General features: G+C 72.9%; 23 protein-coding genes. 13 read left to right on the forward strand and 10 right to left on the reverse strand.

The annotated features are described in order from the left end of the window. Positions 1–66 precede the first annotated feature (66 nt). Positions 67–522 carry an ATP-binding protein gene (locus ACGF3H_RS31490; protein ID WP_362491690.1) on the reverse strand — a complete coding sequence of 152 codons (456 nt, stop codon included), beginning with the start codon at positions 520–522 and terminating at the stop codon, positions 67–69. Between the two features lie 146 nt (positions 523–668). Between ACGF3H_RS31490 and ACGF3H_RS31495 the strand changes: the two genes are divergently transcribed. The 3 genes from ACGF3H_RS31495 to ACGF3H_RS31505 all read left to right on the forward strand — a co-directional run bounded on the left by ACGF3H_RS31495 (position 669) and on the right by ACGF3H_RS31505 (position 3028). After that, the gene (locus ACGF3H_RS31495; protein ID WP_362491687.1) at positions 669–1250 is read left to right on the forward strand and encodes a PRC-barrel domain-containing protein; all 582 of its coding nucleotides are present in this window, start codon (positions 669–671) and stop codon (positions 1248–1250) included. Then, complete coding sequence (locus ACGF3H_RS31500; RefSeq protein ID WP_362491684.1) at positions 1247–1663, forward strand: PRC-barrel domain-containing protein; 417 nt, start codon at positions 1247–1249, stop codon at positions 1661–1663. The genes ACGF3H_RS31495 and ACGF3H_RS31500 overlap by 4 nt, the downstream gene beginning before the upstream one ends. Positions 1664–1750: 87 nt before the next feature. After that, the gene (locus tag ACGF3H_RS31505) at positions 1751–3028 is read left to right on the forward strand and encodes a streptophobe family protein (RefSeq protein WP_362491683.1); all 1278 of its coding nucleotides are present in this window, start codon (positions 1751–1753) and stop codon (positions 3026–3028) included. 193 nt (positions 3029–3221) lie between these two features. On the opposite strand, the gene ACGF3H_RS31510 is transcribed toward ACGF3H_RS31505, so the two are convergent. After that, entirely contained in the window at positions 3222–3632 is a 411-nt protein-coding gene (locus tag ACGF3H_RS31510) for a hypothetical protein (RefSeq protein WP_362491680.1), read from the reverse strand. A 333-nt stretch (positions 3633–3965) separates the two neighbouring features. Here ACGF3H_RS31510 and ACGF3H_RS31515 point away from each other — a divergent pair, with 333 nt between their 5' ends. Both ACGF3H_RS31515 and ACGF3H_RS31520 read left to right on the forward strand, forming a co-directional pair. Continuing rightward, positions 3966–4364: a nuclear transport factor 2 family protein gene (locus ACGF3H_RS31515; RefSeq protein ID WP_362491677.1), complete on the forward strand. Its 399-nt coding sequence runs from the start codon at positions 3966–3968 to the stop codon at positions 4362–4364. A gap of 80 nt (positions 4365–4444) precedes the next feature. After that, positions 4445–4732: a DUF1905 domain-containing protein gene (locus ACGF3H_RS31520; protein WP_362491674.1), complete on the forward strand. Its 288-nt coding sequence runs from the start codon at positions 4445–4447 to the stop codon at positions 4730–4732. A 21-nt stretch (positions 4733–4753) separates the two neighbouring features. On the opposite strand, the gene mgrA is transcribed toward ACGF3H_RS31520, so the two are convergent. Next, positions 4754–5743 carry an L-glyceraldehyde 3-phosphate reductase gene (mgrA, locus tag ACGF3H_RS31525; protein ID WP_362491672.1) on the reverse strand — a complete coding sequence of 330 codons (990 nt, stop codon included), beginning with the start codon at positions 5741–5743 and terminating at the stop codon, positions 4754–4756. A 128-nt stretch (positions 5744–5871) separates the two neighbouring features. Here mgrA and ACGF3H_RS31530 point away from each other — a divergent pair, with 128 nt between their 5' ends. Continuing rightward, positions 5872–6756, forward strand: a complete 885-nt coding sequence (locus ACGF3H_RS31530; protein WP_362491671.1) for a LysR substrate-binding domain-containing protein — start codon at positions 5872–5874, stop codon at positions 6754–6756. Positions 6757–6781: 25 nt separating this feature from the next. Beyond that, positions 6782–7297, forward strand: a complete 516-nt coding sequence (locus ACGF3H_RS31535) for a DinB family protein (RefSeq protein ID WP_362491669.1) — start codon at positions 6782–6784, stop codon at positions 7295–7297. On the opposite strand, the gene ACGF3H_RS31540 is transcribed toward ACGF3H_RS31535, so the two are convergent. The 5 genes from ACGF3H_RS31540 to ACGF3H_RS31560 form a co-directional block, all read right to left on the reverse strand. After that, positions 7279–8358, reverse strand: coding sequence for an adenosine deaminase (locus tag ACGF3H_RS31540; RefSeq protein ID WP_362491666.1), 1080 nt, complete (start codon positions 8356–8358; stop codon positions 7279–7281). The genes ACGF3H_RS31535 and ACGF3H_RS31540 overlap by 19 nt on opposite strands. 44 nt (positions 8359–8402) lie before the next feature. Beyond that, positions 8403–8795 (reverse strand): VOC family protein, encoded by a 393-nt coding sequence (locus ACGF3H_RS31545; protein WP_362491663.1) that lies wholly within the window; start codon positions 8793–8795, stop codon positions 8403–8405. A 144-nt stretch (positions 8796–8939) separates the two neighbouring features. Beyond that, positions 8940–9839, reverse strand: a complete 900-nt coding sequence (locus tag ACGF3H_RS31550) for an oxidoreductase (protein WP_362491660.1) — start codon at positions 9837–9839, stop codon at positions 8940–8942. Between the two features lie 31 nt (positions 9840–9870). Beyond that, a complete protein-coding gene (locus tag ACGF3H_RS31555) occupies positions 9871–10761 on the reverse strand; it encodes a glycoside hydrolase family 19 protein (RefSeq protein ID WP_362491658.1) in 891 nt (296 codons plus the stop codon). A gap of 464 nt (positions 10762–11225) precedes the next feature. Then, on the reverse strand, positions 11226–11414 hold the full coding sequence (locus tag ACGF3H_RS31560) for a hypothetical protein (RefSeq protein WP_362491657.1): 189 nt from the start codon (positions 11412–11414) through the stop codon (positions 11226–11228). A 192-nt stretch (positions 11415–11606) separates the two neighbouring features. Between ACGF3H_RS31560 and ACGF3H_RS31565 the strand changes: the two genes are divergently transcribed. Further along, positions 11607–12047, forward strand: coding sequence for an SPW repeat protein (locus ACGF3H_RS31565; RefSeq protein WP_362491654.1), 441 nt, complete (start codon positions 11607–11609; stop codon positions 12045–12047). 81 nt (positions 12048–12128) lie between these two features. Here ACGF3H_RS31565 and ACGF3H_RS31570 read toward each other — a convergent pair whose 3' ends face one another. Further along, on the reverse strand, positions 12129–13091 hold the full coding sequence (locus ACGF3H_RS31570; RefSeq protein WP_362491652.1) for an NAD-dependent epimerase/dehydratase family protein: 963 nt from the start codon (positions 13089–13091) through the stop codon (positions 12129–12131). A gap of 243 nt (positions 13092–13334) precedes the next feature. On the opposite strand from ACGF3H_RS31570, the gene ACGF3H_RS31575 reads away from it, so the two are divergent. Then, on the forward strand, positions 13335–13820 hold the full coding sequence (locus tag ACGF3H_RS31575) for a nucleoside deaminase (protein WP_362491649.1): 486 nt from the start codon (positions 13335–13337) through the stop codon (positions 13818–13820). A gap of 164 nt (positions 13821–13984) precedes the next feature. On the opposite strand, the gene ACGF3H_RS31580 is transcribed toward ACGF3H_RS31575, so the two are convergent. Next, positions 13985–14677 (reverse strand): chaplin, encoded by a 693-nt coding sequence (locus ACGF3H_RS31580; protein ID WP_362491646.1) that lies wholly within the window; start codon positions 14675–14677, stop codon positions 13985–13987. A 260-nt stretch (positions 14678–14937) separates the two neighbouring features. On the opposite strand from ACGF3H_RS31580, the gene ACGF3H_RS31585 reads away from it, so the two are divergent. From ACGF3H_RS31585 to ACGF3H_RS31600, 4 genes are all read left to right on the forward strand, one after another. Next, the gene (locus ACGF3H_RS31585) at positions 14938–16524 is read left to right on the forward strand and encodes an alpha/beta hydrolase (RefSeq protein ID WP_362491644.1); all 1587 of its coding nucleotides are present in this window, start codon (positions 14938–14940) and stop codon (positions 16522–16524) included. Between the two features lie 91 nt (positions 16525–16615). After that, positions 16616–17710: a chemotaxis protein gene (locus ACGF3H_RS31590; protein ID WP_362491641.1), complete on the forward strand. Its 1095-nt coding sequence runs from the start codon at positions 16616–16618 to the stop codon at positions 17708–17710. Positions 17711–17807: 97 nt separating this feature from the next. Continuing rightward, positions 17808–18827 carry a Gfo/Idh/MocA family oxidoreductase gene (locus ACGF3H_RS31595; protein WP_362491639.1) on the forward strand — a complete coding sequence of 340 codons (1020 nt, stop codon included), beginning with the start codon at positions 17808–17810 and terminating at the stop codon, positions 18825–18827. A gap of 274 nt (positions 18828–19101) precedes the next feature. Continuing rightward, positions 19102–20433, forward strand: a complete 1332-nt coding sequence (locus ACGF3H_RS31600; protein WP_362491637.1) for a SpoIIE family protein phosphatase — start codon at positions 19102–19104, stop codon at positions 20431–20433. Positions 20434–20447: the final 14 nt, after the last annotated feature.

Below are 20447 nucleotides of genomic sequence, written 5' to 3' on the forward strand. Positions count from 1 at the left end.
GGGTTCTTCGTGCGGTCTTCGGTTGTGCCGGCCTCTGCTCTGCCGGTGGGGCAGCGCGCCCTCGTCCTATTCGTCGGTGAGGCGCAGCACGGCGCGCACCCGCTTGCCGACCGGCACCCGCTCGACGACGACCGTCTCGGCGAGGGCGTGGACGATCTCGAGTCCGTGCCGGCCGACGCGCTCGGGATCACGGGGGAAGCGCCGGGGCACCGCTCCGCTGCTGTCGTAGACGGTCACCGTCACGGAGGCGTCCGTGCCCTCCAGCTCCAGGATGTACGGCCCCTGGCTGTGCCGGTCGGCGTTGGTGACCAGTTCGCTCACGACCAGGAGCACCGCACCGTCGGCCCGCCGGCCGATCGTGGCGCACCACTCGGTCCTGAGCTGGTCGAGGAAGAGCGAGGCGAGGTGACGCGCCTGCGCGATGCATCCGGGCTCACCGGTGTAGTGAGCCGCCCGCCGCAGCGGTTCCACGGGTACGTCGAAGCCAGTCGGTATCACTGCCCCGTCCAGATATTCGGTCATGCGTTTCTCTCTCGGAAGCCGGACTGGCCGGACGCTACTGCACGAGTCCTCGTACCCCGGGTTCGGCGTTGCAGTCCACCTCTCCTCGCAGTGCGGGAATCGTCACAGTCACCCGGGGAACCCGGAGGTTACGGGAAAGGTGTGCGATGAACGAATTGATGGGCGCGCGCAGTCTCACCACCCGGCCGGTGGTCACCTTGGGCGGGGACGCCGTCGCCCACGTCAAGGACACCGTCTTCGACTCCGCGGCCGGGCGGATCACGGGTTTCACGCTGAGCGGCCGGGGCCTGTCCGGTCCGATGAAGGAGGGTCTTCCGTGGTCGGCGGTGTACGCGCTCGGCCACGACGCGGTGATGGTCCGCGACCGGCGGGGCCTGGTGAGCACCGCGCTGCTCATGCTGCACCGGGAGACGCTGCGCGCCCGGCTGCTGGGGGCCGCCGTGCTGACGGACGCGGGCACCGAGGTCGGCACCGTGCTGGACGTCGTGGTGGAGGGCGGCACCGGCGGGCGGGTCGTCGGCTTCCGGGTCGCGGCGAGCAGACGGTTCGTGCCGGGCCCGGCCCGCCACCGGCGCAGGGTGTACGTGGCGCGGGGCGAGACGCTGACGGTCGCCGGGCGGTCGCTGGTCCTCCCCGTGGACGCCGTGCGGCACGTGGCCGACGACCTGTCCGGCTTCACGGCTCTGCTCGGCGGTGTGCCCGGCAGCTGGAGGGGCTCGCTGCCGTGATGCTGTTCACCGAGGTGCGGGGGCTGCCCGTGCTGAGCGCGGACGGGGACCGGAAGCTGGGTGCCGTGACGTCCCTGACGGTCGACGCCTCCTCCGGCGTGGTCAGTCACCTGCGGTTCCGCGCCGGCCGCCTGCGCGGGGAGACCGTGCTGGGCTGGGAGGCGGTGCGCTCGGTCGGCCCCGGGGCCGTCCGGGTCGGTCCGGTGACCGCGCCCGACGTGGTGCCGCCGGGGCACGATCTGCTGGGCCGGCGTGTCCTGACCGAGATGGGCGTCGAGCACGGCACCGTGCTGGACGTGGCGTTCGATCCGCGGAGCGGCCGCGTCCTGGCGCTGTTCACCACGCGGGGCGAGCTGTCGGCGGGCCGCATGACGGGCCTCGGCGACCACGCGCTCGTCGTCCGGGCGGGCTGAGCCCGGACGGCGGGGTCGCGGGGCGCCGCCGACGCGGACGGCCCCGTCGGGAGAGCGCGGCGGGCGGGCGCTGCTTAGCGTGGCCGCGTGAGCGCGCGAACCTCCTCCGGCCCGGCAGCGGCCCGTCACGGCTGGGCGCAGGCCCTCGGCACGGTGCTGGCCGGGCTGGTCGCCATGGGAGCCGTGGCCGCGTTCGGGCTGTGGGCGGCCGGCGCGACGGACCTGCCCGACAACGCCTTTCCCAGGGTCGTCACGGCCACGGTCGTCGCGGCCGTGGGCGGTTCACTGGAGCTGTCCGGGGAGGCCGGGGATTTCGCCGGCACCGACGCGGGGCTGACGGTGATGCCGCTGTCCGTCACCCTGGCCGGGGCGCTGGTGATCGGCGCGGGGTTCCTGCGGCCGCTGCGGCACCGGGCGGTCGCCGGTGCCGGGGAGCTGGCGGGCTGGGCGGCCCGCATCGCCGCGCTGTGGCTGCTCGCCCTGCTCGGTCTGGCCTTCGCCTCGCGGCAGACCTTCGAGGTGCCGCTCGGGGAGGGGCTGCTCGACGACCTCGGGGACCTGTTCGGCATCACCCCGCGGATCGGCTTCACCACCGACGTGCCGCTGACCGTGCTGTTCGGGCTGCTCTGGCTGGCGGGTGTGCTGGTGCTGGCCCTGCTGGTGTCGCGCGGGGCGCCGCTGCCGGGGCCGCTGCTGCGCTTGGGGGCGTCGGTGCGGCCGGTGGCGTACGCGATGGTGGCGCTGCTGCTCGCGTACGTCGTCGTCGGTGCCGTCGTCGGCCTGGTCGTGGCCGGGACGCGCGGGCACCCGGCGGACACGTTCGCCGTGCTGCTGCTGGGTCTGCCGAACCTGGCGTGGCCGGCCCTCACCGTCGGACTCGGCGCCACCTGGAACGGCCGGGTGGAGGGGCCGTTCGGACTGCCGATGCCGCAGGTGCTCGACGAGGTGCTGCGCACGCCGGACGTCTCGACGGTGAACCTGGGCACGCTCGGCGAGCAGGACGGGCGGATGTGGTGGCTCCTGGTCGCGGCCGCGGTGCTGCTCCTGGCCGCCGGGGGTCTGGCCGCGGCCCGCTCCCCGGCCGGGACCCCGGCCTGGCGGCTCGCGGTGCACATGGCGGTCGCGCTGGCGCTCACGGTGCTGATGATCTGCGCGGTGGGCCGGATCTCCGCGTACTACGGCCTGTCGGTGCTCGGCATCGGCGACCTGGGCGGCGGGCTGTCCGGGCGGTTGTTCCTGCGCCCGCGGCTGTGGGGCGCGGTCGGCCTCGCCCTGCTGTGGGGCCTGGTCACCGGGTTTCTCGGCGCGCTGCTCGCACGAGGGGTGCGCGGCCGCGGCGGCACGGCCAGGACAGGCTCGGTCTAGAGTCCGGGCGGGTGCGCGCGGCACGGACGGCCCGGGCCGGGAAACAGGGCCGGGCGTACGCGGCAGGGGCTGGATCGGGCCGAAGATCGGACCCGGGTGTACGCGGCACGGACGGGCCCGGGCCGGGGATCGGCCGGTGTACGCGGCACGGGCAGGCTCAGGCCGGGATCGGGCCGGGTGTGTGCGGTATGGCTCAGGCGACTGGGACGACCAGGGGCGGGGCGGCCCGCTGCATGCGCAGCGCGTCGACGGATTCGGCCAGCAGCTCGTACTCGGTGGTCTCGTCGCTGGTGGCGATGCGCACCAGACGCCCGGCGGCCAGCTCGTCGGCGACCAGTTCCTGCTGGACGACGTCCGCGCACCACAGACGCAGGACGCGCGGTACGTCGGGAGCGTCGTCGGCGACCGGGGTCAGGGCGCCGCGCGGTAAGTGCGGGGAGTCGGGCTGCGGGTCCAGGCGCATGGCGATCCAGGAGGCGCGGTCGCGCAGCCACCACAGGGCGAGGGCGAGGGTGGGAGCCCGGTAGGTGCCCAGGGGCACGCCGACGCGCCGGCCGTCGCAGACACCGTAGGCGGTGACATGGCACAGGAACTCGTCGTGCACTGCTCCCCTCCCCCGTCGCCCGGCCCGCCTGCCGGTCGGGCTTGACGTCCGTGCGGCTCGTGTGCGGTGCGTGAGGGCGCTGTCGCGTGGTGTGAGATGCCCTAAGGGTGAGTATGTTCACTGCTGAACCACTGTCACCATGAATTTCCGGCCAGTCTCCTGGCATATTCACGGCACCTGTTGGCCGAAACGTGACACGCGACCGGGGCCGCCGCCATGACCTCCGGGGTAATCGACGGGCCCCGCCGGGTGCGGGCATGGTTGCGGTACCGGGTCACCGAGACCGGATCCGGCCCCTGACCAGCACATACCCCTCGATGGAGGCTGATCGCCATGTCCGCACCCACGCACCGTCACGAGGACGCCGTCACCCGCTACTTCGCAGCGTGGAACGCCGGACCGGAGGCCCGGGCCGAGGCGGTCGCCGCGGCCTGGACGGCGGACGGCGGCTACACCGACCCCCTCGCCGACGTGCGCGGCCACGAGCAGATCACCGCGGTGATCACGGCGGCCCACGAGCAGTTCCCGGGGTTCGTCTTCCGGCTGTCCGGCGCCGTCGACGGGCACCACGACACGGCCCGCTTCTCCTGGGAGCTGGTGAGCGAGGCCGCGGGTGACCCCGCCGGGGAAGGCTCGGCGCCCGTGGCCGGGTCCGACGTGATCACGCTGGACGGCGAGGGGCGGATCCGTGCCGTCTACGGCTTCCTGGACCGGGTGCCCGCGGGGGCGTGAGGGCACGCCGGCGATGAGTTCCGCGGCTCCCGGGGGTCTACCGGAGAGCGGGGCGCCGGGCCCCCGGGAGCGGAGGAACCATGTCCACCGAACGGGAGCTGGACGAGGAGTTCACGGCCGTCCTGCGCAAGAGCCCGAGCAAGGGCGGCTGGACGTACCTCGTCTGGCCGGAGTCCGCCGAGTTCTTCGGCACTCGCGGCCTGGTCAAGGTCCGCGGCACGATCGACGGGCACGCCTTCCGCAGCTCCTTCATGGCGCTGGGCGACGGCACGCACAAGCTGCCGGTGAAGGCGGACGTCCGCCGGGCCATCGGCAAGGAGGAGGGCGACACGGTCACGGTCCGGCTGGCGGAACGGCTGGAGACGTGACCGTGTCGCACGGGTGACGCGTCAGGAGACGATGGCGTCGATCCGGGCGAGTTCACCGGCGTCGAAGGCGAGGTTCCCGATGGCCGAGACGCTGTCCTCCAGCTGGCCCGGGCTGCTCGCGCCGACGAGGGCCGAGGTCACCCGGCCCTCGCGCAGCACCCAGGCAAGGGCCATCTGCGCCAGGGACTGACCGCGGGACTTCGCGATCTCGTCCAGGGCACGCAGCTTGCCGACCAGTTCCTCGGTGAGCGCGTCGGAGTTCAGGAAGGGGCTGTCGCTCGCGGCGCGCGAGTCCTCGGGGATGCCGTCGAGGTAGCGGCCGGTGAGCAAGCCCTGCTCCAGCGGGGAGTAGGCGATGGAGCCGGTCTTCAGCTCGTCGAGGGTGTCCAGGAGGCCGCTGGTCTCGGGACGCCGGTCGAGCATGGAGTACCGCGGCTGGTGGATGAGCAGCGGGGTGCCCAGCTCGGCGAGGATGCGGGCGGCCTCACGGGTCTGCTCCGCCGAGTAGTTGGAGACGCCGACGTAGAGCGCCTTGCCCTGCTGGACGGCCGTGTGCAGGGCGCCCATCGTCTCCTCCAGGGGAGTCTCCGGGTCGGGGCGGTGCGAGTAGAAGATGTCGACGTAGTCCAGTCCCATGCGGGTCAGGCTCTGGTCGAGGGAGGACAGCAGGTACTTGCGCGAGCCCCACTCGCCGTACGGGCCGGGCCACATCAGGTAGCCGGCCTTGGTGGAGACGATCAGCTCGTCGCGGTACGGGGCGAAGTCGGCCTTCAGGGCCTCGCCGAGGGCGGACTCGGCCGAGCCGGGCGGCGGGCCGTAGTTGTTGGCCAGGTCGAAGTGGGTGACACCGAGGTCGAAGGCGCGGCGCAGGATGGCGCGCTGGGTCTCGACGGGGCGGTCCGGGCCGAAGTTGTGCCACAGGCCGAGCGAGAGCGCGGGGAGCTTCAGGCCGCTGCGTCCGGTGCGCCGGTAGGGCATGTCCGCGTAGCGGTCGGGGTGTGCGGTGTACAACGCGACTCCAGAGGGGTTGGCCCCCGAGGTACGGGGCTTGGGCGGAACCGCACCCCACTCTGTCGTGACCTGCGGGCAGTGGTCCAACAGAAGAATCCGATGGTATTCAGCGGCTACGCTTCTCAATCATGGAACTGCGCCATCTCCAGCACTTCGTGGCGGTCGCCGAGGACCAGCACTTCACCCGTGCGGCCGAACGGCTGCTGGTGTCCCAGTCCGGCCTGTCGGCGTCCATCCGGGCGCTGGAGCGGGAGCTGCGGGCGCCGCTGTTCGTGCGCACCACCCGCAGGGTGACGCTCACGGAGGCCGGGCGGGCGCTGCTCGGTGAGGCGCAGCGCATCCTGGCACAGGTGCGGTCGGCCCACGAGGCGGTCGCCGCGGTGCAGGGCGTGCTGCGCGGCACGCTGTCGCTGGGCACCGAGCAGTGCATCGCCGGGGTGCCGGTGGCGGGCCTGCTGGCCGCGTTCCGGCGCCGGCATCCGGACGTCGAGATCCGGCTGCGGCAGGCGGGCTCGGGCGAGCTGGCGGAGGAGGTCGCGGCCGGGCGGCTCGACCTGGCCTTCGCCTACCGGACGCAGGCGGACACGGAGCAGCTGCGTTCCGTCTCGCTGGCCGGCGAGCCGATGACCGTCCTGTGCCACCCCGGCCACCGCCTCGCGAGGAACGGAGCGGTGCTGGCTCCGGGCGATCTCGCCGACGAGGTCTTCGTCGACTTCCACCCGGACTGGGGCCCGCGCCGCGTGACCGACGCGGCCTTCGCCGCGGCGGGCGTACGGCGGACCGTCGCCCTGGAGGTGAACGACGTGCACGGGCTGCTCGACCTGCTCGACGAGAACCTCGGCATCGCCGTCGTCCCGCGCCACTTCCGGCACAAGCGGGCCTCACTGACCTCGCTGCCGCTCAAGGACTCCGGCCACACGGCGTACGAGACCATCGCCCTGCTGCCACCGGCCGAGGCGACCAGCCCCGCGGCCCGCGCGCTGATGGGGTTGCTGGAATCGGGGAGCGCGTGAGGGCGGACTGCGCGATGGTGGACCCATGCATGCGAAGGACATCCTCATCGAGGGCTACGGCCGCATCCAGGAAGAAGTCCACGCCGCCGTCGAGGGTCTGGACCCCGACGGCCTGAACACCCGCCCCGCCGACGGCGCCAACTCCGTCGCCTGGCTGGTCTGGCACCTCACCCGGGTGCAGGACGACCACATCGCGGACGCCTTCGGGCTCGACCAGGTGTGGCTGACGCAGGACTGGGAGAAGCGGTTCGGGCTGGACCTGCCCCGCCGCGACACCGGCTACGGTCACAGCTCGGCGAAGGTCGCGAAGGTGCGGGTCGACTCGGCCGACCTGCTGACCGGCTACCACGACGCCGTGCACGAGCAGACGCTCGGGGCCCTGCGCTCCGTGGCCGCCAAGGACCTGGAGCGGGTCGTCGACGACAACTGGGACCCGCCGGTCACGCTGGGCGTGCGGCTGGTCAGCGTCCTGTCCGACGATCTCCAGCACGTCGGACAGGCCGCCTATGTGCGCGGGCTCGTTCAGAGCACCGCTTCGTAACCCGGCAGGACGACGTCCTCGATCAGGGCCGTGCGCTCGTCGAACGGGATGAAGGCGCTCTTGAGGGCGTTCACCGTGACCGTGCGCAGGTCCTTCGCCGTCCAGCCCGCGTGCTCGACGAGGAGGGACATCTCCCGGGTCATCGTCGTGCCCGAGACGAGGCGGTTGTCGGTGTTGAGCGTGACGCGGAAACCGAGGTCCTTGAGCGCCGTGATCGGGTGCTCGGCGATGGAGGTGGCGGCGCCGGTCTGGAGGTTGGAGGTCGGGCACATCTCCAGGGCGATGCGGCGGTCGCGGACCCAGGCGGCGAGGCGGCCGAGCTTGCCGGCCGCGAGGTCGGGGATGTCGTCGGTGATGCGCACGCCGTGACCGATGCGCTGGGCGCCGCACACCTGGAGGGCCTGGTGGATGCTGGGCAGCCCGTGGGCCTCACCGGCGTGGATGGTGAACGGGACGTTCTCGCGGCGCAGGTGCTCGAAGGCGTCGAGGTGGTCGGCGGGCGGGAAGCCGTCCTCGGCCCCGGCGATGTCGAAGCCGACGACGCCCGCGTCACGGAACGCGACCGCGAGGTCGGCGGTCGCGCGGGTGCGGTCGAACATCCGCATACCGCACAGCAGGGTCCCGACGCGCACCGGCGTACCCGCAGCGGCGGCCTTGGTCATGCCCGCGGCCAGGCCCTCCTGGACCGTCTCCACGACCTCGGCGAGGCTCAGCCCGCCGTTCGTCATCAGTTCCGGGGCGTAGCGGACCTCGCCGTAGACGACGCCGTCGGCGGCGAGGTCGAGGACGTACTCCTCGGCGGTGCGCAGCAGGCCCTCGCGGTTCTGCATGACGGCGAGGGTGTGCTCGAAGGTGGCGATGTAGCGCACCAGGTCACCGGAGTTGGCGGCCTCGTAGTACCAGGCGGCCAGCTCGTCGGGGTCGGTGGTGGGCAGGGTGTGGCCGACGGACTCGGCCAGCTCCACCACGGTCGCGGGGCGCAGGCCGCCGTCGAGGTGGTCGTGCAGCACCGCCTTGGGCAGGCGGCGGAGCGTCTCGGTGTCTATGCGCGTAGATGACATGTGCGGCGGTTCCTCGGCGGATCTGTGCGGAAGGTCGGGTCGGGTCAGGCGGCGGGCTGGAGCAGGTCCCAGCGGTTGCCGTACAGGTCCTGGAAGACGGCGACGGAGCCGTAGGGCTCGTGCCGGGGGTCCTCCAGGAAGGTCACGCCGGCGGCGGTCATCCGGGCGTGGTCGCGGGCGAAGTCGTCGGTGTGCAGGAAGAGACCGACGCGCCCGCCCGTCTGGTCGCCGATCCGGGCGCGCTGGGCTTCGCCCTTGGCGCGGGCCAGCAGCAGTGCGGCGCCCTGTCCGGGGGCACCGGGTTCGACGACGACCCAGCGGGAGCCGTCCGGCCGGGGCGCGTCCTCGGCGAGCCGGAATCCGAGCGCCTCGGTGTAGAAGCGGATCGCCTCGTCGTAGTCGTCGACGACGAGGGTGACCAGGGCGATGCGTCTCATCGCGGCCTTTCGGGACGGGAGGGCGACGGGCGATTGACGGGTGAGGTTATACGTAAAACTTGCCGGACGCCAGTCTCCGCCCCGCCGGCCCGGACCCACCCGGTGTACGCCGGGCGGGTCCGGGCCGGTGTCGGCGGGGGCGCGTCAGCCGGTGCGGGCTCCGTCGAGCCGCGCGAGTTCGGCCTCGGTCAGGCGCAGCGCGCCCGCGGCCACGTTCTCGGCGAGGTGCGCGGGGTCACCGGTGCCGGGTATGGCGAGGACGTTCGGCCCCTGGTGCAGCGTCCAGGCGATCCTGACCTGCGCGGGGCTCGCGCCGTGGGCCCGGGCGACGGCGCGGACCTCGTCCTCGTGGGCGGTGCCGGCGCCCCGGGGACCGGCCTCGCCGGCGATGGCGTAGAAGGGGACGAACGCGATGCCCTGTTCCCGGCACAGGGCGAGGAGTTCGTCGGTGGCGGGGTCGTGGAAGCCGAGGCCGAAGCGGTTCTGGACGCACACCACGGGCGCGATGGCCTGCGCCTCGGCGACGTGGCGGGGCTCGACGTCGGAGAGGCCGAGGTGGCGGATCAGGCCCGCCTCGCGCAGTTCGGCGAGGGCGCCGAAGTGTTCGGCGACGGAGTCCTGCCGCATGCGGCGCAGATTCACGACGTCCAGGTGGTCGCGGCCGAGCTGGCGCAGGTTCTCCTCGACGTGGGCCCGCAGGTCCTCGGGGCGGGCGGAGGTGCCCCACTCCCCCGACCAGTCGCGGTACGGACCGACCTTGGTGACGATCACGAGGTCGTCCGGGTACGGCGCCAGCGCGCTGTTGATCAGTTCGTTGGCGGAGCGCAGGGACGAGAAGTAGAAGGCGGCGGTGTCGATGTGGTTCACGCCGAGATCGATCGCCCGGCGCAGGACGGCGAGGGACCGCGCTCGGTCGCTCGGCGTGCCGAGATGGAAGGCGGCGCTGCCCGTCAGCCGCATCGCTCCGAAGCCGACGCGACGGACGGGCAGGTCGCCGAGGTGCCAGGTGCCCGCGGACTCCGCGGTGATCGTTTCCGAGGTCATCGACGGAGTCTCGCACAGGACCCGTCCGGGCTCAGCAGTACAGGTTGCCGCCCGGTGAGACGCCGAGGATCTGGCTGAACCGCTGGTACGTGGTGACCCGGCTCTGGACCTGCGCGGGGTTCCTGCCGTCGCACTCCAGGGAGCCGTTGATGGAGCGGATGGTCTGGCCGAAGCCGGCCCCGCCCACCATGGCGTTGTGCGGGGTCATGGTGCCCGGTCCGGACTGGGTGTTCCAATACCACAGGCCGGTCTTCCAGGCGACGGCCGCGTCGTTCTGCACGAGCCAGGGGTTGTTGAGCAGGTCGATGCCGAGCGCGTCGCCCGCGGCCTTGTAGTTGAAGTTCCAGCTGAGCTGGATCGGGCCGCGTCCGTAGTAGGCGGCCTGGCCGGCCGGGCAGCCGTACGGCTGGCTCCAGTCGCAGTAGTGAGGGTAGTTGGCGGTGTTCTGTTCGACGACGTGCACCAGACCGCCGGTCTCGTGGCTGACGTTGGCGAGGAAGGCGGCGGCCTCCTGCTTCTTCGTCGTGTCGCTGCCGGTGTTGGCGAAGCCCGGGTAGGCGCCGAGTGCGGCGGTGAGGCCGCTGTAGGTGTAGAAGGAACTCCGCCCCGGGAACATCTGGTTGAACTGGGCCTCGCTGACCACGAAGGTGCCGACCGGCGTCTGCGAGCCGCCGTCGCAGCCGTACGGCTCCCAGTACCACGTGCTGATGACCGGGTCGTAGCCCGGGTTGGCGTGCTCGGCGATGTAGGCCTTGCCGTCGGTGTAGCGGACGATGTCGCCGGTGTTGTAGGACCTGCCCGCCGTCCAGTTCGGGTAGCTCGAACAGGCGGCGGCGGACGCTTCGGTGGCCGGCAGGAAGACGGGTACGGCGCCCGCGAGGGCGAGTGCGGTCACGACGGCGGAGATACGGCGTCTCGGCACGGGTCTGCCTCCTTTGCGGAGCACGGCCGCTCCCCGTGACAAGGGCAGGGGTGAGCTTGGCCTTGTCCGCGCGTACCGGTCCGACCGGCCGGGCGCGGGGGCGGCCGTGGTGGGGGGTGTGGAGGCATACTCAACCGCTTTGGTCTGTACCAGTCAAGGGTGTAGACCAGTTCAACCCGGCCTGCTTCAGGCCGGGTTGGTGTGACGCCGCCGTCCCTGCCGACCGGGTGGCGCGCCGAGGACCGCCTCGCGGAGGCGGCACGTCTCCAAGAGGTACCGGACGTGATGGATGCCCGCTGCGCTCTCTTCCACGGAGCCGAACGGCTGGCGGGGAACGACGGGACGGGCATGGCCGCCCGCGGCCTCGGGTGCGGCGCGGTGCGATTCACCGGCGCCGCGCCGGGGCGCCGGCCGCCGATGACGGCCGTCGGCCCGGCTCAGCACTCCGCCGTCGCCGGCGCGGACTATCGGGCGCCCGCCGGTTCCCTGCCCTCGTCACGGGCGGGGACCACCACCAGGAAGGCGTCCGCCTCCAGGTCCATCACGACGGTGGCGGGTTCCCCCTCCGCGCGGCGTCGCGCCGCGTACTCCTCCGCCGGCCACGACCCGCGCGGGGATCCTGCCGGAAACCGCTCCAACACCTTCGCGCCCATGACGGCCGCCACCTCCCACTTCCTCACATCGGTCGATCGCTCGCGTAGTCCTGCGGATGCCCGCGATCGAGGGAGACATGTACGGGCCACCCACCGCTACACATAAGGGCGAAATAAGAGCAGAATGGGACATGTACGGCGCTACCGCACCGCGTCAACGCGGTCGGCCCGGCTAGTCGAAGGAGACGACTCATGGCCAACGTCTCGCACTCCAGAAGTGACATCACCAGCCACCCCGACGCACCGGAGATGCAGGCGCGCTACGACCGCATGCTCGGCGGTCGTGATGTGGCACTCGTGGACGGGCCGGTGTTCCTGCTCGGCCTGTACTGTGCCGTGTCCCCGTGGATAGTCCACTTCACCACGAGTCAGCCCGCGCTCGTCGCCCACAATCTGATCATCGGAATCGCCATCGGCCTGCTCGCCCTGGGGTTCACCCGGGCCCCCGAGCGCATGTACGGCCTCAGCGGGGCCATGTGCGCCATGGGTATATGGATGATCATCTCGCCGTGGATCGTCGGCACGGATCCGGACGCGGGCGTCATCTGGAACAACATCGTCATCGGCGCCCTGACCCTGGCCCTGGGCACGGTCTGCGCCGCCACGGCGGCAAGGAGCGCCCGAAGGCGGTAGATCCGCGAGGCCTGGCGAGGAAGGACGGGCCCGACAGTTCGACGCGGCGCGCCGGAACCGGCGCGCCGCGCCCGTCCGTCCTCACCGGCCGGAGAGCCGGCCCCCGTACCAGGCCAGCGTGGCGTCCACCGTGTCCGCGAGCGGCGTCGCCGCCGTCCCGAAGGTCCGCTCGAAGGCGGAGGAGTCCATGATCTGCGGCTCCGTGTGCTGGTAGAACATCTCCGCGTACTCGGCCATGAACTGCTCGTCGAACGGCCCGAAGGGCCGGGCCTCTTCGAGGATCACGACGTCCAGCGGCCGGCCGACGCGCCTCTCGATCATCGTGTGGACCTCGCGGGTGCTGACGGCGGGCGCGGTGGGCAGGTGCCAGACGCGCCCGTCACCCTCCGGGTGCTCACCGAGCGTCGCGAGACCGGCGGCCACATCCTGGACGGCGGTGTAGCTGTGGGGCAGGTCGATGTCGCCGAGCCCGAGCACCTCCCCACCGGTGAGCGCGCCGGGGAACACGGTCGCCCCGAGCGACGAGTTGAGCACACCGGGGCCGACGAAGTCGGCGGAGCGGCCGAGGGCCACGCGGACGCGGCCGGCGCGGTGCGCGCAGAGGTAGCGCTCGTCGAGCACGGCACGCATCCGCCCCTTGCGGCTGGTCGCCCGCCAGGGACTGTCCTCGGTCATCACCGCTCCCCCGGTCTCGCCGTACGGGTAGAGCGTGTCGAGCACGACCAGGCGGGCGCCCGCCGCCTCGACCGCGGTGAGCACCGCCTCCTGGACGCGGGGCATCACCTCGACCTGGAGGTGGTAGCCGACGTTGACGCAGTGGTACACGACGCACGCGTCCCCCACGGCGGCCCGGGCGCCGTCGGCCGTGCTCACGTCGGCGGCGAACCGCTCGATCCCGTCGAAGGCGGGACCGCCACCGCCGCGGTCGACCAGCCGCACGGGGCGGTGCCCCCTGCGCACCAGTTCACGGGCGAGCGCGGTACCGGCGGGGCCGGAACCCAGGACGGTGTGCGTGGCGGAAGGCTGCGATATGGCTGCGGACACGGCGGTCCCCTTCTCTCGATCACGTCACTGCGGCGAGAAGCGCGGCATGCGCAACGTGCTCTCACTAACGTTAGAGACTCTAACTCCAGCGATTAGTCATAGCAAGAGTGGACCGTGAGGGGGCGGGGGCGCGATCGCGGGCGGCGGCTCTGCGGTCGCCGTGACGCGTCGCCGAGAGGGCGGGTGGTCGCGCGGAACGTAGGGTGCCCGTCGAGGATCACCACGCGAGGAGGGCCGTACGCCATGGTCGTGAAGGACGCCGAACTGCGCCATCTGCGCCGCTGTGTGGAGCTGGCAGCCGAGGCGCTGGAGGCGGGGGACGAACCGTTCGGATCCGTCCTGGTGGGTGGGGACGGCACGGTGCTGGCCGAGGACCGCAACCGGGTGGCGTCGGGTGATCGCACCCGGCACCCGGAGTTCGAGCTCGCACGCTGGTCGGCCGCCCGCCTCACCCCCGAGGAGCGGGCCGCGGCCACGGTGTACACGTCCGGCGAGCACTGCCCGATGTGCGCGGCCGCGCACGCCTGGGTGGGCCTCGGGCGCATCGTGTACGTCGCCTCGTCGGAGCAGCTCGGCGCCTGGCTGGAGGAACTGGGCGTGCCCGCCCCGCCGGTCCGGACCCTGCCGATCGGCGAGGTGGCGCCCGGCGTGGCGACCGAGGGCCCCGTGCCCGAGTTGGCGCAGGAGGTACGGGCGCTGCACCACCGGTTCCACGCGGGCGGCTCCTGAGCGGCACGACACCCCCGACACCCCCGGCGTGACGGGGGTGTCGGGGGCCGGGACGGCCGAGGGAGGCGACGCGGCCACCGAGCCGTGCCGGCCGCCTCGTCCCGGCGGGGTGGGCGCCGTGGCACACCCCGCCGGCCGGAGACCGGGACGGAGTCACGCCTCGGTCAGCTTCCGGCTCCCGGGCGGAAACGCCGGTAGAGAACCGCTCCGCCCAGGACGAGCGCGGCACCCCCCGCGAGGGTGGGCAGGGCCGCGTCCGCACCCGTGTGGGCGAGGGACTGCACGGCCTGCGGCGGTGCCGTGTGCGGGGACGGCTGGGGGTGCGCGCGCTCCACGGGGGGTGCGGAGGGCGCCGGCCTCTCCGGGTTCCGCGGTTCCTCGGGGCGGTCGTCGGAGGTGTTCACCGACTCGTTGCCGACGGCCGGATTGCCGATGCCGACCACGTTCACGCTGTTGCCGCTGACGTTCACCGGGACGTGGACCGGCAGCTGCACGCCGTTGCCGGAGAGCACGCCCGGCGACCCCTTGGCCTCACCCTCGGCGACGGCACCGCCGCCGGAGGTGCCCGACGGTGCGTCCGTCCTCTCGTGCGCCGCGGCGCCCGTGCCGGTGTTGGCGCAGCTGTTGCCCACGGCCGGATTGAGGAGCCCGACCACGTTCACCGTGTTCCCGCACACGTTGACCGGGACGTCCACGGGGACCTGGACGGTGTTACCGGAGATCACTCCGGGCGAGCCGGCCGCGGAGCCGTTCGCCACGGCACCGTCGGACGCGAACGCCGCGTACGCCGGCATCGTCACGGCCAGCGCGCCGGAGGCGGCGACAGCGAACACACCGTTTCGGGTAACCCTTCTCATGAGGTTCCCTGCCTTCCAGACAATGTCGCGGGCGCTCGCCCGCACCGGTTAAAACGCGGGCGCACCATCCGAGTTATGGCTTATCCGCCTTTCACCCCATCGAGTGGGCGGTTTGTCGAACGAGCGGCATGGTGTCCGCACGCCCGCGCAGACCCGCGCGGGTCCGGCGAAAGCGCCCGGAGGCGCCGGATGCGAGGCCCGTTTATGGTGTTCGAGGACGCCGACGACCGGTCCGCGACGGGGCGTCCCGGGAGGCATCGATGCTGGTCAAGCTGTCGACTCGGCCGTCGGTCGGACGATGCGCGGCCACCGGAGCGCTCGGGCTGGCCCTGCTCGGGGCGGGGCTGTCCGCGGCGACCGCGGACGACACCGGGTCCGGCCTGTCCCGGTTCTACGACCAGAAGATCAGATGGTCGGCCTGCGAGGGCATGGAGGTACCGAAGGACCTGCAGTGCGGGAAGGTCACCGTCCCCCTGGACTACGACCGCCCCGGGAGCGGCACCCTCGACCTGGCCCTCGCCCGGTACCGGGCGACCGGCGACTCGCGGGGCTCGGTGCTGCTGAACTTCGGCGGGCCGGGCGGTTCCGGCGTCAGCGAACTCGCCGCCGGGGGCAAGGACTTCATGCACCTGACGAACGGCTACGACGTGGTGACGTTCGATCCCCGCGGCGTCGGCCGGTCCTCCCCGGTCACCTGCGGTCCCGCGATCGGCAAGATCATCGATGCGACGGACGGGGAGGAGGGGACGGGCGACCCGCGGTCCGTGCTCTCCGAGCTCCGCGACGCGGCTGCCGAGTGCGCGAAGCACTCGGGTCCCGTGCTGCCCCACATAGGCACGGTGAACGCCGCCCGCGACATGGACGTGATGCGTGCGGCACTCGGCGACGGACGGCTCAACTACCTGGGTTTCTCCTACGGCACGCGGCTGGGCGCGGTGTACGCCGCGCAGTTCCCCGGCAAGGTGGGCCGGGTGGTCCTGGACGGCGTGGACACGCTGACGGAGCCGCTGGCCGAACAGGGGCTGGCCAGTGCCCGGGGGCAGCAGACCGCGCTGGAGAACTTCCTCGACTGGTGCGTCGAGGACATCGCCTGCCCGTTCGGGCAGGACGCCCGCGACGCCCGGCGCCAGGTCGTGCAGCTCGTCGGCTCGCTCGACGCGGACCCGGTGCCGACCGCCTTCGGCGAGGCGTTCTCCGGGCAGGACATGGTGGGCGCCGTCGGGCAGGCCCTCTACAGCAAGGAGCTGTGGCCCTCGCTGGAGCGCGCCCTCGCGCAGCTGCTGGAGGACGGCGACACCCGCGGCCTGGAGGGCTTCGTGTCCGGAGGCGTCACCTTCCCCGTCCGCGGTCCGGGCGGCCGGGACGGCGGCGGCCTCACCGACGAGGAGGACGTCCCCATGGACAACCTCCCGGCCGCCCTGATGGCCGTCAACTGCGCGGACGATCCCGACCGTCCGACCGCCGAGCAGGTCGCCCGGTCCCTGGGACCGCTGCGCGAGCGGTACGAGGACGCCTCACCGGTCTTCGGGCGGTACCGGCTCACCCAGGTGTTGATGTGTTACGGCCGCCCCAAGGGCACCGACTACATCCGCGAGGACGTGAAGGACGTCCACACGGCGAAGATGCTGCTGGTCGGCACCCGCGGTGACCCGGCGACGCCGTACCGCTGGACCGTGGAGACGGCCGAGCGGCTCGGCCCGTCGGCGGTGGTGCTCGACAACAAGGGCGAGGGGCACACCGGTTACGCGTCCTCCGACTGCGTGCACCGCAAGGTCGACGACTTCCTCCTCTACGGCTCCCTGCCGCCCGACGGCAGCTCCTGCGGGGCCGAGGACGAGGAGGACTGAGCCGCCGGTGACGGGGCAGGGGCGAGGGCACCCCGACGGTGTGCCGATTGCTCCGAATGCCCGATACGTCCAACCGCTCTATGGTGCTGACATGGAGCACGATCTGAGTCCCGCAACCCTTGCCGCGCTACGTCGGCCCCGCCCGTATCCGGCGGTGTCCGTGCTGACGCCGACACACCGCCGCGAACCGGACAACGCCCAGGACTCGGTCCGGCTGCGCAATGCGGTCGCCGAGGCCAAGAAGCAGCTGGAGGAGGATCCCGCCGTCACCCGGGAACGCCGCCTCGAGGTCGCCCGGGAACTGGACCGGGCCCTCGCCGAAGTCGATCTGACGCACGCCGAGGACGGACTGGCGATCTTCGCCGCCCCCGGGGAGCACCAGGTCTGGACACTGGCCCGTTCCGTGCCCGAGCGCGTGGTGCTCTCGGACACCTTCCTGACCCGCAACCTCGTCGCCGCGCAGGCCTCCGAGCGGCCGTTCTGGGTGCTGTCGGTCGCCGCGGACCGCGTCGCGCTGTGGAACGGCGGCGGGGACCGGGTCGTCGAGGAGCGCACCGGCGGCTTCCCGATGGACCGGCCGCTGGAGAACTTCGACCCCGAGCGCCAGGAGCGGACCGGCGGCTCGCCCAGCGCCTTCCGCGACGAGCGGACCGTGCGGTTCCTGCGCGAGGCCGGCACCGCGATGGACAAGGTGATGCGCGCGCACCCCCGGCCGCTGTACATCACCGGACCGGAGGCCGCGCTGTCCCTTCTCGCGGAGGCCGGCGGGGTCGCGGCGGACGCCGTGACCGTGCCGCACGGCGGCCTCGCCCACGGCACCGCGGAAGCCGTGTGGCAGGCGGTCCGGCCGGTCCTGGACGCGGAGGCCCGCGGCTCCGTCGAGGCCGTGGCCCGGGAGCTGGAGGCGGCCCGGGGGCGCAAGGACTTCGCGGCGGGCGTCGACGAGCTGTGGGAGAGCGCGCACACCGGGCGCGTCCGGCTGCTCGCCGTCGAGGAGAACTTCCGGGTGACGATGCGGGACGACGGCGAACACCTGATGCCGGCGGACAGCGGCGATCTCGACGCCCGCGAGGACATCGTGGACGAGATCGTCGAGCAGTGCCTGGACACCGGCGCCGACGTCCAGTTCGTGCCGGACGGTGCGCTGGTCGACGTGGAGGGCATCGCCGGGGTGCTGCGGTACTGACACCCGCCGCGGGGCCTTGACGGCCGTGAAACCCTGTTCGCCGTACACGCATCCGCCCCGGCGGATGCACGGCGGACAGGGAAGGAGCGGGCGGAGCGTGAGCGGACTTCTGGGGGTCGCGGTCCTGGGCGCGGGACACATGGGCGCCGATCACATACGGCGCCTCGACGCCGTGGTGAGCGGTGCCAGGGTCGCCGCCGTGGCGGACCCCGACGTCGAGCGGGCGCGGGACGCCGCGGCCGGGATCGACGGGGTCACCGTGCACGGCGATGCCGAGGCCGTTCTCGACGCGCCCGGTGTCGAGGCCGTGCTGATCGCCTCGCCCGGCGAGGCGCACGAGGAGGCCCTGCTGGCCGCCTTCGCGCGCGGCCTGCCGGTGCTGTGCGAGAAGCCGATGGTGCCCGACTCCGCGGGCGCGCTGCGCGTGGTGGAGGCGGAGGCGCGGCTCGGCCGCAGGCTGGCGCAGATCGGTTTCATGCGGCGCCACGACCCTGAGTACCTGCGGCTGAAGTCCCTGCTGGACGGCGGCCGGCTGGGCCGTCCGCTGATGCTGCACTGCGTGCACCGCAACGTGTCCTCCCCGCCGCACTTCACCTCCGCGATGCTGGTCAACAGCTCGGTCTCGCACGAGATCGACGCCGCCCGCTGGCTGCTGGGCCAGGAACTGACCGCGGTGACCGTGCTGCGGCCCCGGCCGTCCTCGGGCGCGCCCGAGGGGCTGCTCGACCCGCAGTTCGTGCTCTTCGAGACCGATCGGGGCGCGCTGGTCGACGTGGAGGTGTTCGTCAACTGCGGCTTCGGCTACGAGGTCCGCTGCGAGGCCGTCTGCGAGGCGGGCAGCGCGCGGATCGGCGAGGCGCACACCATGGTGGTGACCGCGGCGGGCGGCGCCCGGGAGGAGGTGCCGCAGGACTACCTCGTACGCTTCGCGGACGCCTACGACCGCGAGGTGCAGGAGTGGGTCGACGCCACCCGGCGCGGGCGGGTCACCGGCGCGAGCGCCTGGGACGGATACGCGGCCTCCGTGGTCGCCGAGGCGGGAGTCCGGGCCCTGGAGACGGGGGTGCGGACCACGGTCGAACCGGCGCCGCGTCCGGCACTGCACACACCGACCTAGAACGGGTGTCCGACGAACGCCTGGGCGACGACGCCCCTGGGCGCCGGTGGACCTCAAGTCGCGTAGAAGCGCTACGACTTGACGGGCCGGCGGGCGTACGTCGTCCGCGCGCGGAAGTCACTCCGGGAAGACGCTGGCATATGCCGGAAGCACCACCGTATCGTGTGTCGCCGAATCCCTTACAGGGCGTCGCGGGCTGTGCAACAGTCGTAACGGTCCTTCCGCCACCCCTCGGATCCGCCCAGGTCGTACCGTCTGCACATCGGAGTGCGTCATGTCGTCCCATCTCTCCGCGGACCGCCCAGCCGCCCAGCCACCGGGACGCGGCTCGGTCGAGGCACTGATTTCGCAGGCGCGGCGGCTGCGGGGCGACGTGGACGCCGTGCGACGGGACACCCGGCACGACGCGGCGGACCCCCGGGACCGCTGGCAGCGGGCGCTGTACGACCTGGCACTGCACCAGCTCAGCGATCTCGACGAGCACTTGGCGCAGTTGCGGGACGGGCCGGCCCCCGCGCCACGGTCCGGTTCGCTGCTCAGCCGGGTCGGCAGCGCAGAATGGAACCTGCTGACCGACGAGGCCGACTGGTCCGGCGAGCTCTTCCGGATCCTCGGTCTCGACCCGGCCGCCGCCCCCCTCAGCCTCGACGAACTGCCGTCCCTGGTGGTCACCGAGGACCGGTCGAAGCTGACCGCGATGGTCACGGACTGTCTCGTGGACGCCCGGCCCATCGACGGGGAGTTCCGCGTCGTGCGCCCCGACGGCACCGTACGGACCGTGCACATGATGGGCGAGCCCGTGCTCGACGCCGACGGCAGCACCGCCTCGATGTGGGCGGTACTGCGGGACGTCAGCGAACTGCGCCGCAGCCAGCGGGTGGTGAGCGAGACCCGTGACTCGCTCTGCCGCCGCCCGCGGGACGCGGCCATCGAGCAGCGGGCCGCGGTAGAACCGCAGGAGGCCGTGCCACCGCCCTGGCACGCCCTCCTGCGGTTCCCGGAGCAGGGGCGGCCCGGCCTGGACCTGGCCGGCGGGTACCTGCCGGCACCCGCCGGCACGCCGGACAGCGGCGGCTGGTACGACGCGTGTCCCCTGACCGACGACGGGACGCTGTTCAGCGTCGGCGCCCTCGCGCGACCGGACACCGCCCCGGCGCAGGCGCCGGCGATGGTGATCAGCGCCCTGCGTGGCCTGGCGACGGCGGGCGCGCGACCCTCCGAACTGCCGGACCGGCTCGCCCGCTTACTGGAGACCACCACCCTGCCGCCCGTGCGCGCCGCGGTGTACTGCGGTTACCGGCCCCTCACCCGCACCCTGACGTGGGCACACGCCGGAGGCCCCGCCCCGCTGCTGTTCCGCGGCGGGACGGGGCGCGAGCTGGACGGGAGCGCCACGACGACGCTCGAGGCCGGCGACCTGCTGCTCCTGCACACGGACGGGTCCGAGCCGACGGCCGTGCACCGCCTCCTCGCCCTGGCTCCCCTGCTGACCGGGGCGCGCTCGGCGCGGGACGGTCTACGGGCCGTCACGGAGGCACTCGGTGGATCCGGCCCGTCCGGCGGGCTGGACGACACCTGCGTGCTGGTCGTCCGGGTGCCGGCGTAGCGAACGCGCCGTCC

The sequence above is a fragment of the Streptomyces sp. NPDC048185 genome, assembly GCF_043202495.1.
Classification (GTDB): domain Bacteria; phylum Actinomycetota; class Actinomycetes; order Streptomycetales; family Streptomycetaceae; genus Streptomyces.

What these genes read in the sequence shown, in the direction of transcription:
- ACGF3H_RS31550 (WP_362491660.1), bottom strand. Translation starts at nt 9,839, where the DNA reads ATGACCTCGGAAACGATCACCGCGGAGTCCGCGGGCACCTGGCACCTC.
- ACGF3H_RS31585 (WP_362491644.1), top strand. Translation starts at nt 14,938, where the DNA reads ATGCTGGTCAAGCTGTCGACTCGGCCGTCGGTCGGACGATGCGCGGCC.
- ACGF3H_RS31535 (WP_362491669.1), top strand. Translation starts at nt 6,782, where the DNA reads ATGCATGCGAAGGACATCCTCATCGAGGGCTACGGCCGCATCCAGGAA.
- ACGF3H_RS31495 (WP_362491687.1), top strand. Translation starts at nt 669, where the DNA reads ATGAACGAATTGATGGGCGCGCGCAGTCTCACCACCCGGCCGGTGGTC.
- ACGF3H_RS31590 (WP_362491641.1), top strand. Translation starts at nt 16,616, where the DNA reads ATGGAGCACGATCTGAGTCCCGCAACCCTTGCCGCGCTACGTCGGCCC.
- ACGF3H_RS31565 (WP_362491654.1), top strand. Translation starts at nt 11,607, where the DNA reads ATGGCCAACGTCTCGCACTCCAGAAGTGACATCACCAGCCACCCCGAC.
- ACGF3H_RS31545 (WP_362491663.1), bottom strand. Translation starts at nt 8,795, where the DNA reads ATGAGACGCATCGCCCTGGTCACCCTCGTCGTCGACGACTACGACGAG.
- ACGF3H_RS31575 (WP_362491649.1), top strand. Translation starts at nt 13,335, where the DNA reads ATGGTCGTGAAGGACGCCGAACTGCGCCATCTGCGCCGCTGTGTGGAG.
- ACGF3H_RS31515 (WP_362491677.1), top strand. Translation starts at nt 3,966, where the DNA reads ATGTCCGCACCCACGCACCGTCACGAGGACGCCGTCACCCGCTACTTC.
- ACGF3H_RS31490 (WP_362491690.1), bottom strand. Translation starts at nt 522, where the DNA reads ATGACCGAATATCTGGACGGGGCAGTGATACCGACTGGCTTCGACGTA.
- ACGF3H_RS31580 (WP_362491646.1), bottom strand. Translation starts at nt 14,677, where the DNA reads ATGAGAAGGGTTACCCGAAACGGTGTGTTCGCTGTCGCCGCCTCCGGC.
- ACGF3H_RS31520 (WP_362491674.1), top strand. Translation starts at nt 4,445, where the DNA reads ATGTCCACCGAACGGGAGCTGGACGAGGAGTTCACGGCCGTCCTGCGC.
- ACGF3H_RS31530 (WP_362491671.1), top strand. Translation starts at nt 5,872, where the DNA reads ATGGAACTGCGCCATCTCCAGCACTTCGTGGCGGTCGCCGAGGACCAG.
- ACGF3H_RS31540 (WP_362491666.1), bottom strand. Translation starts at nt 8,358, where the DNA reads ATGTCATCTACGCGCATAGACACCGAGACGCTCCGCCGCCTGCCCAAG.
- ACGF3H_RS31560 (WP_362491657.1), bottom strand. Translation starts at nt 11,414, where the DNA reads ATGGGCGCGAAGGTGTTGGAGCGGTTTCCGGCAGGATCCCCGCGCGGG.
- ACGF3H_RS31600 (WP_362491637.1), top strand. Translation starts at nt 19,102, where the DNA reads ATGTCGTCCCATCTCTCCGCGGACCGCCCAGCCGCCCAGCCACCGGGA.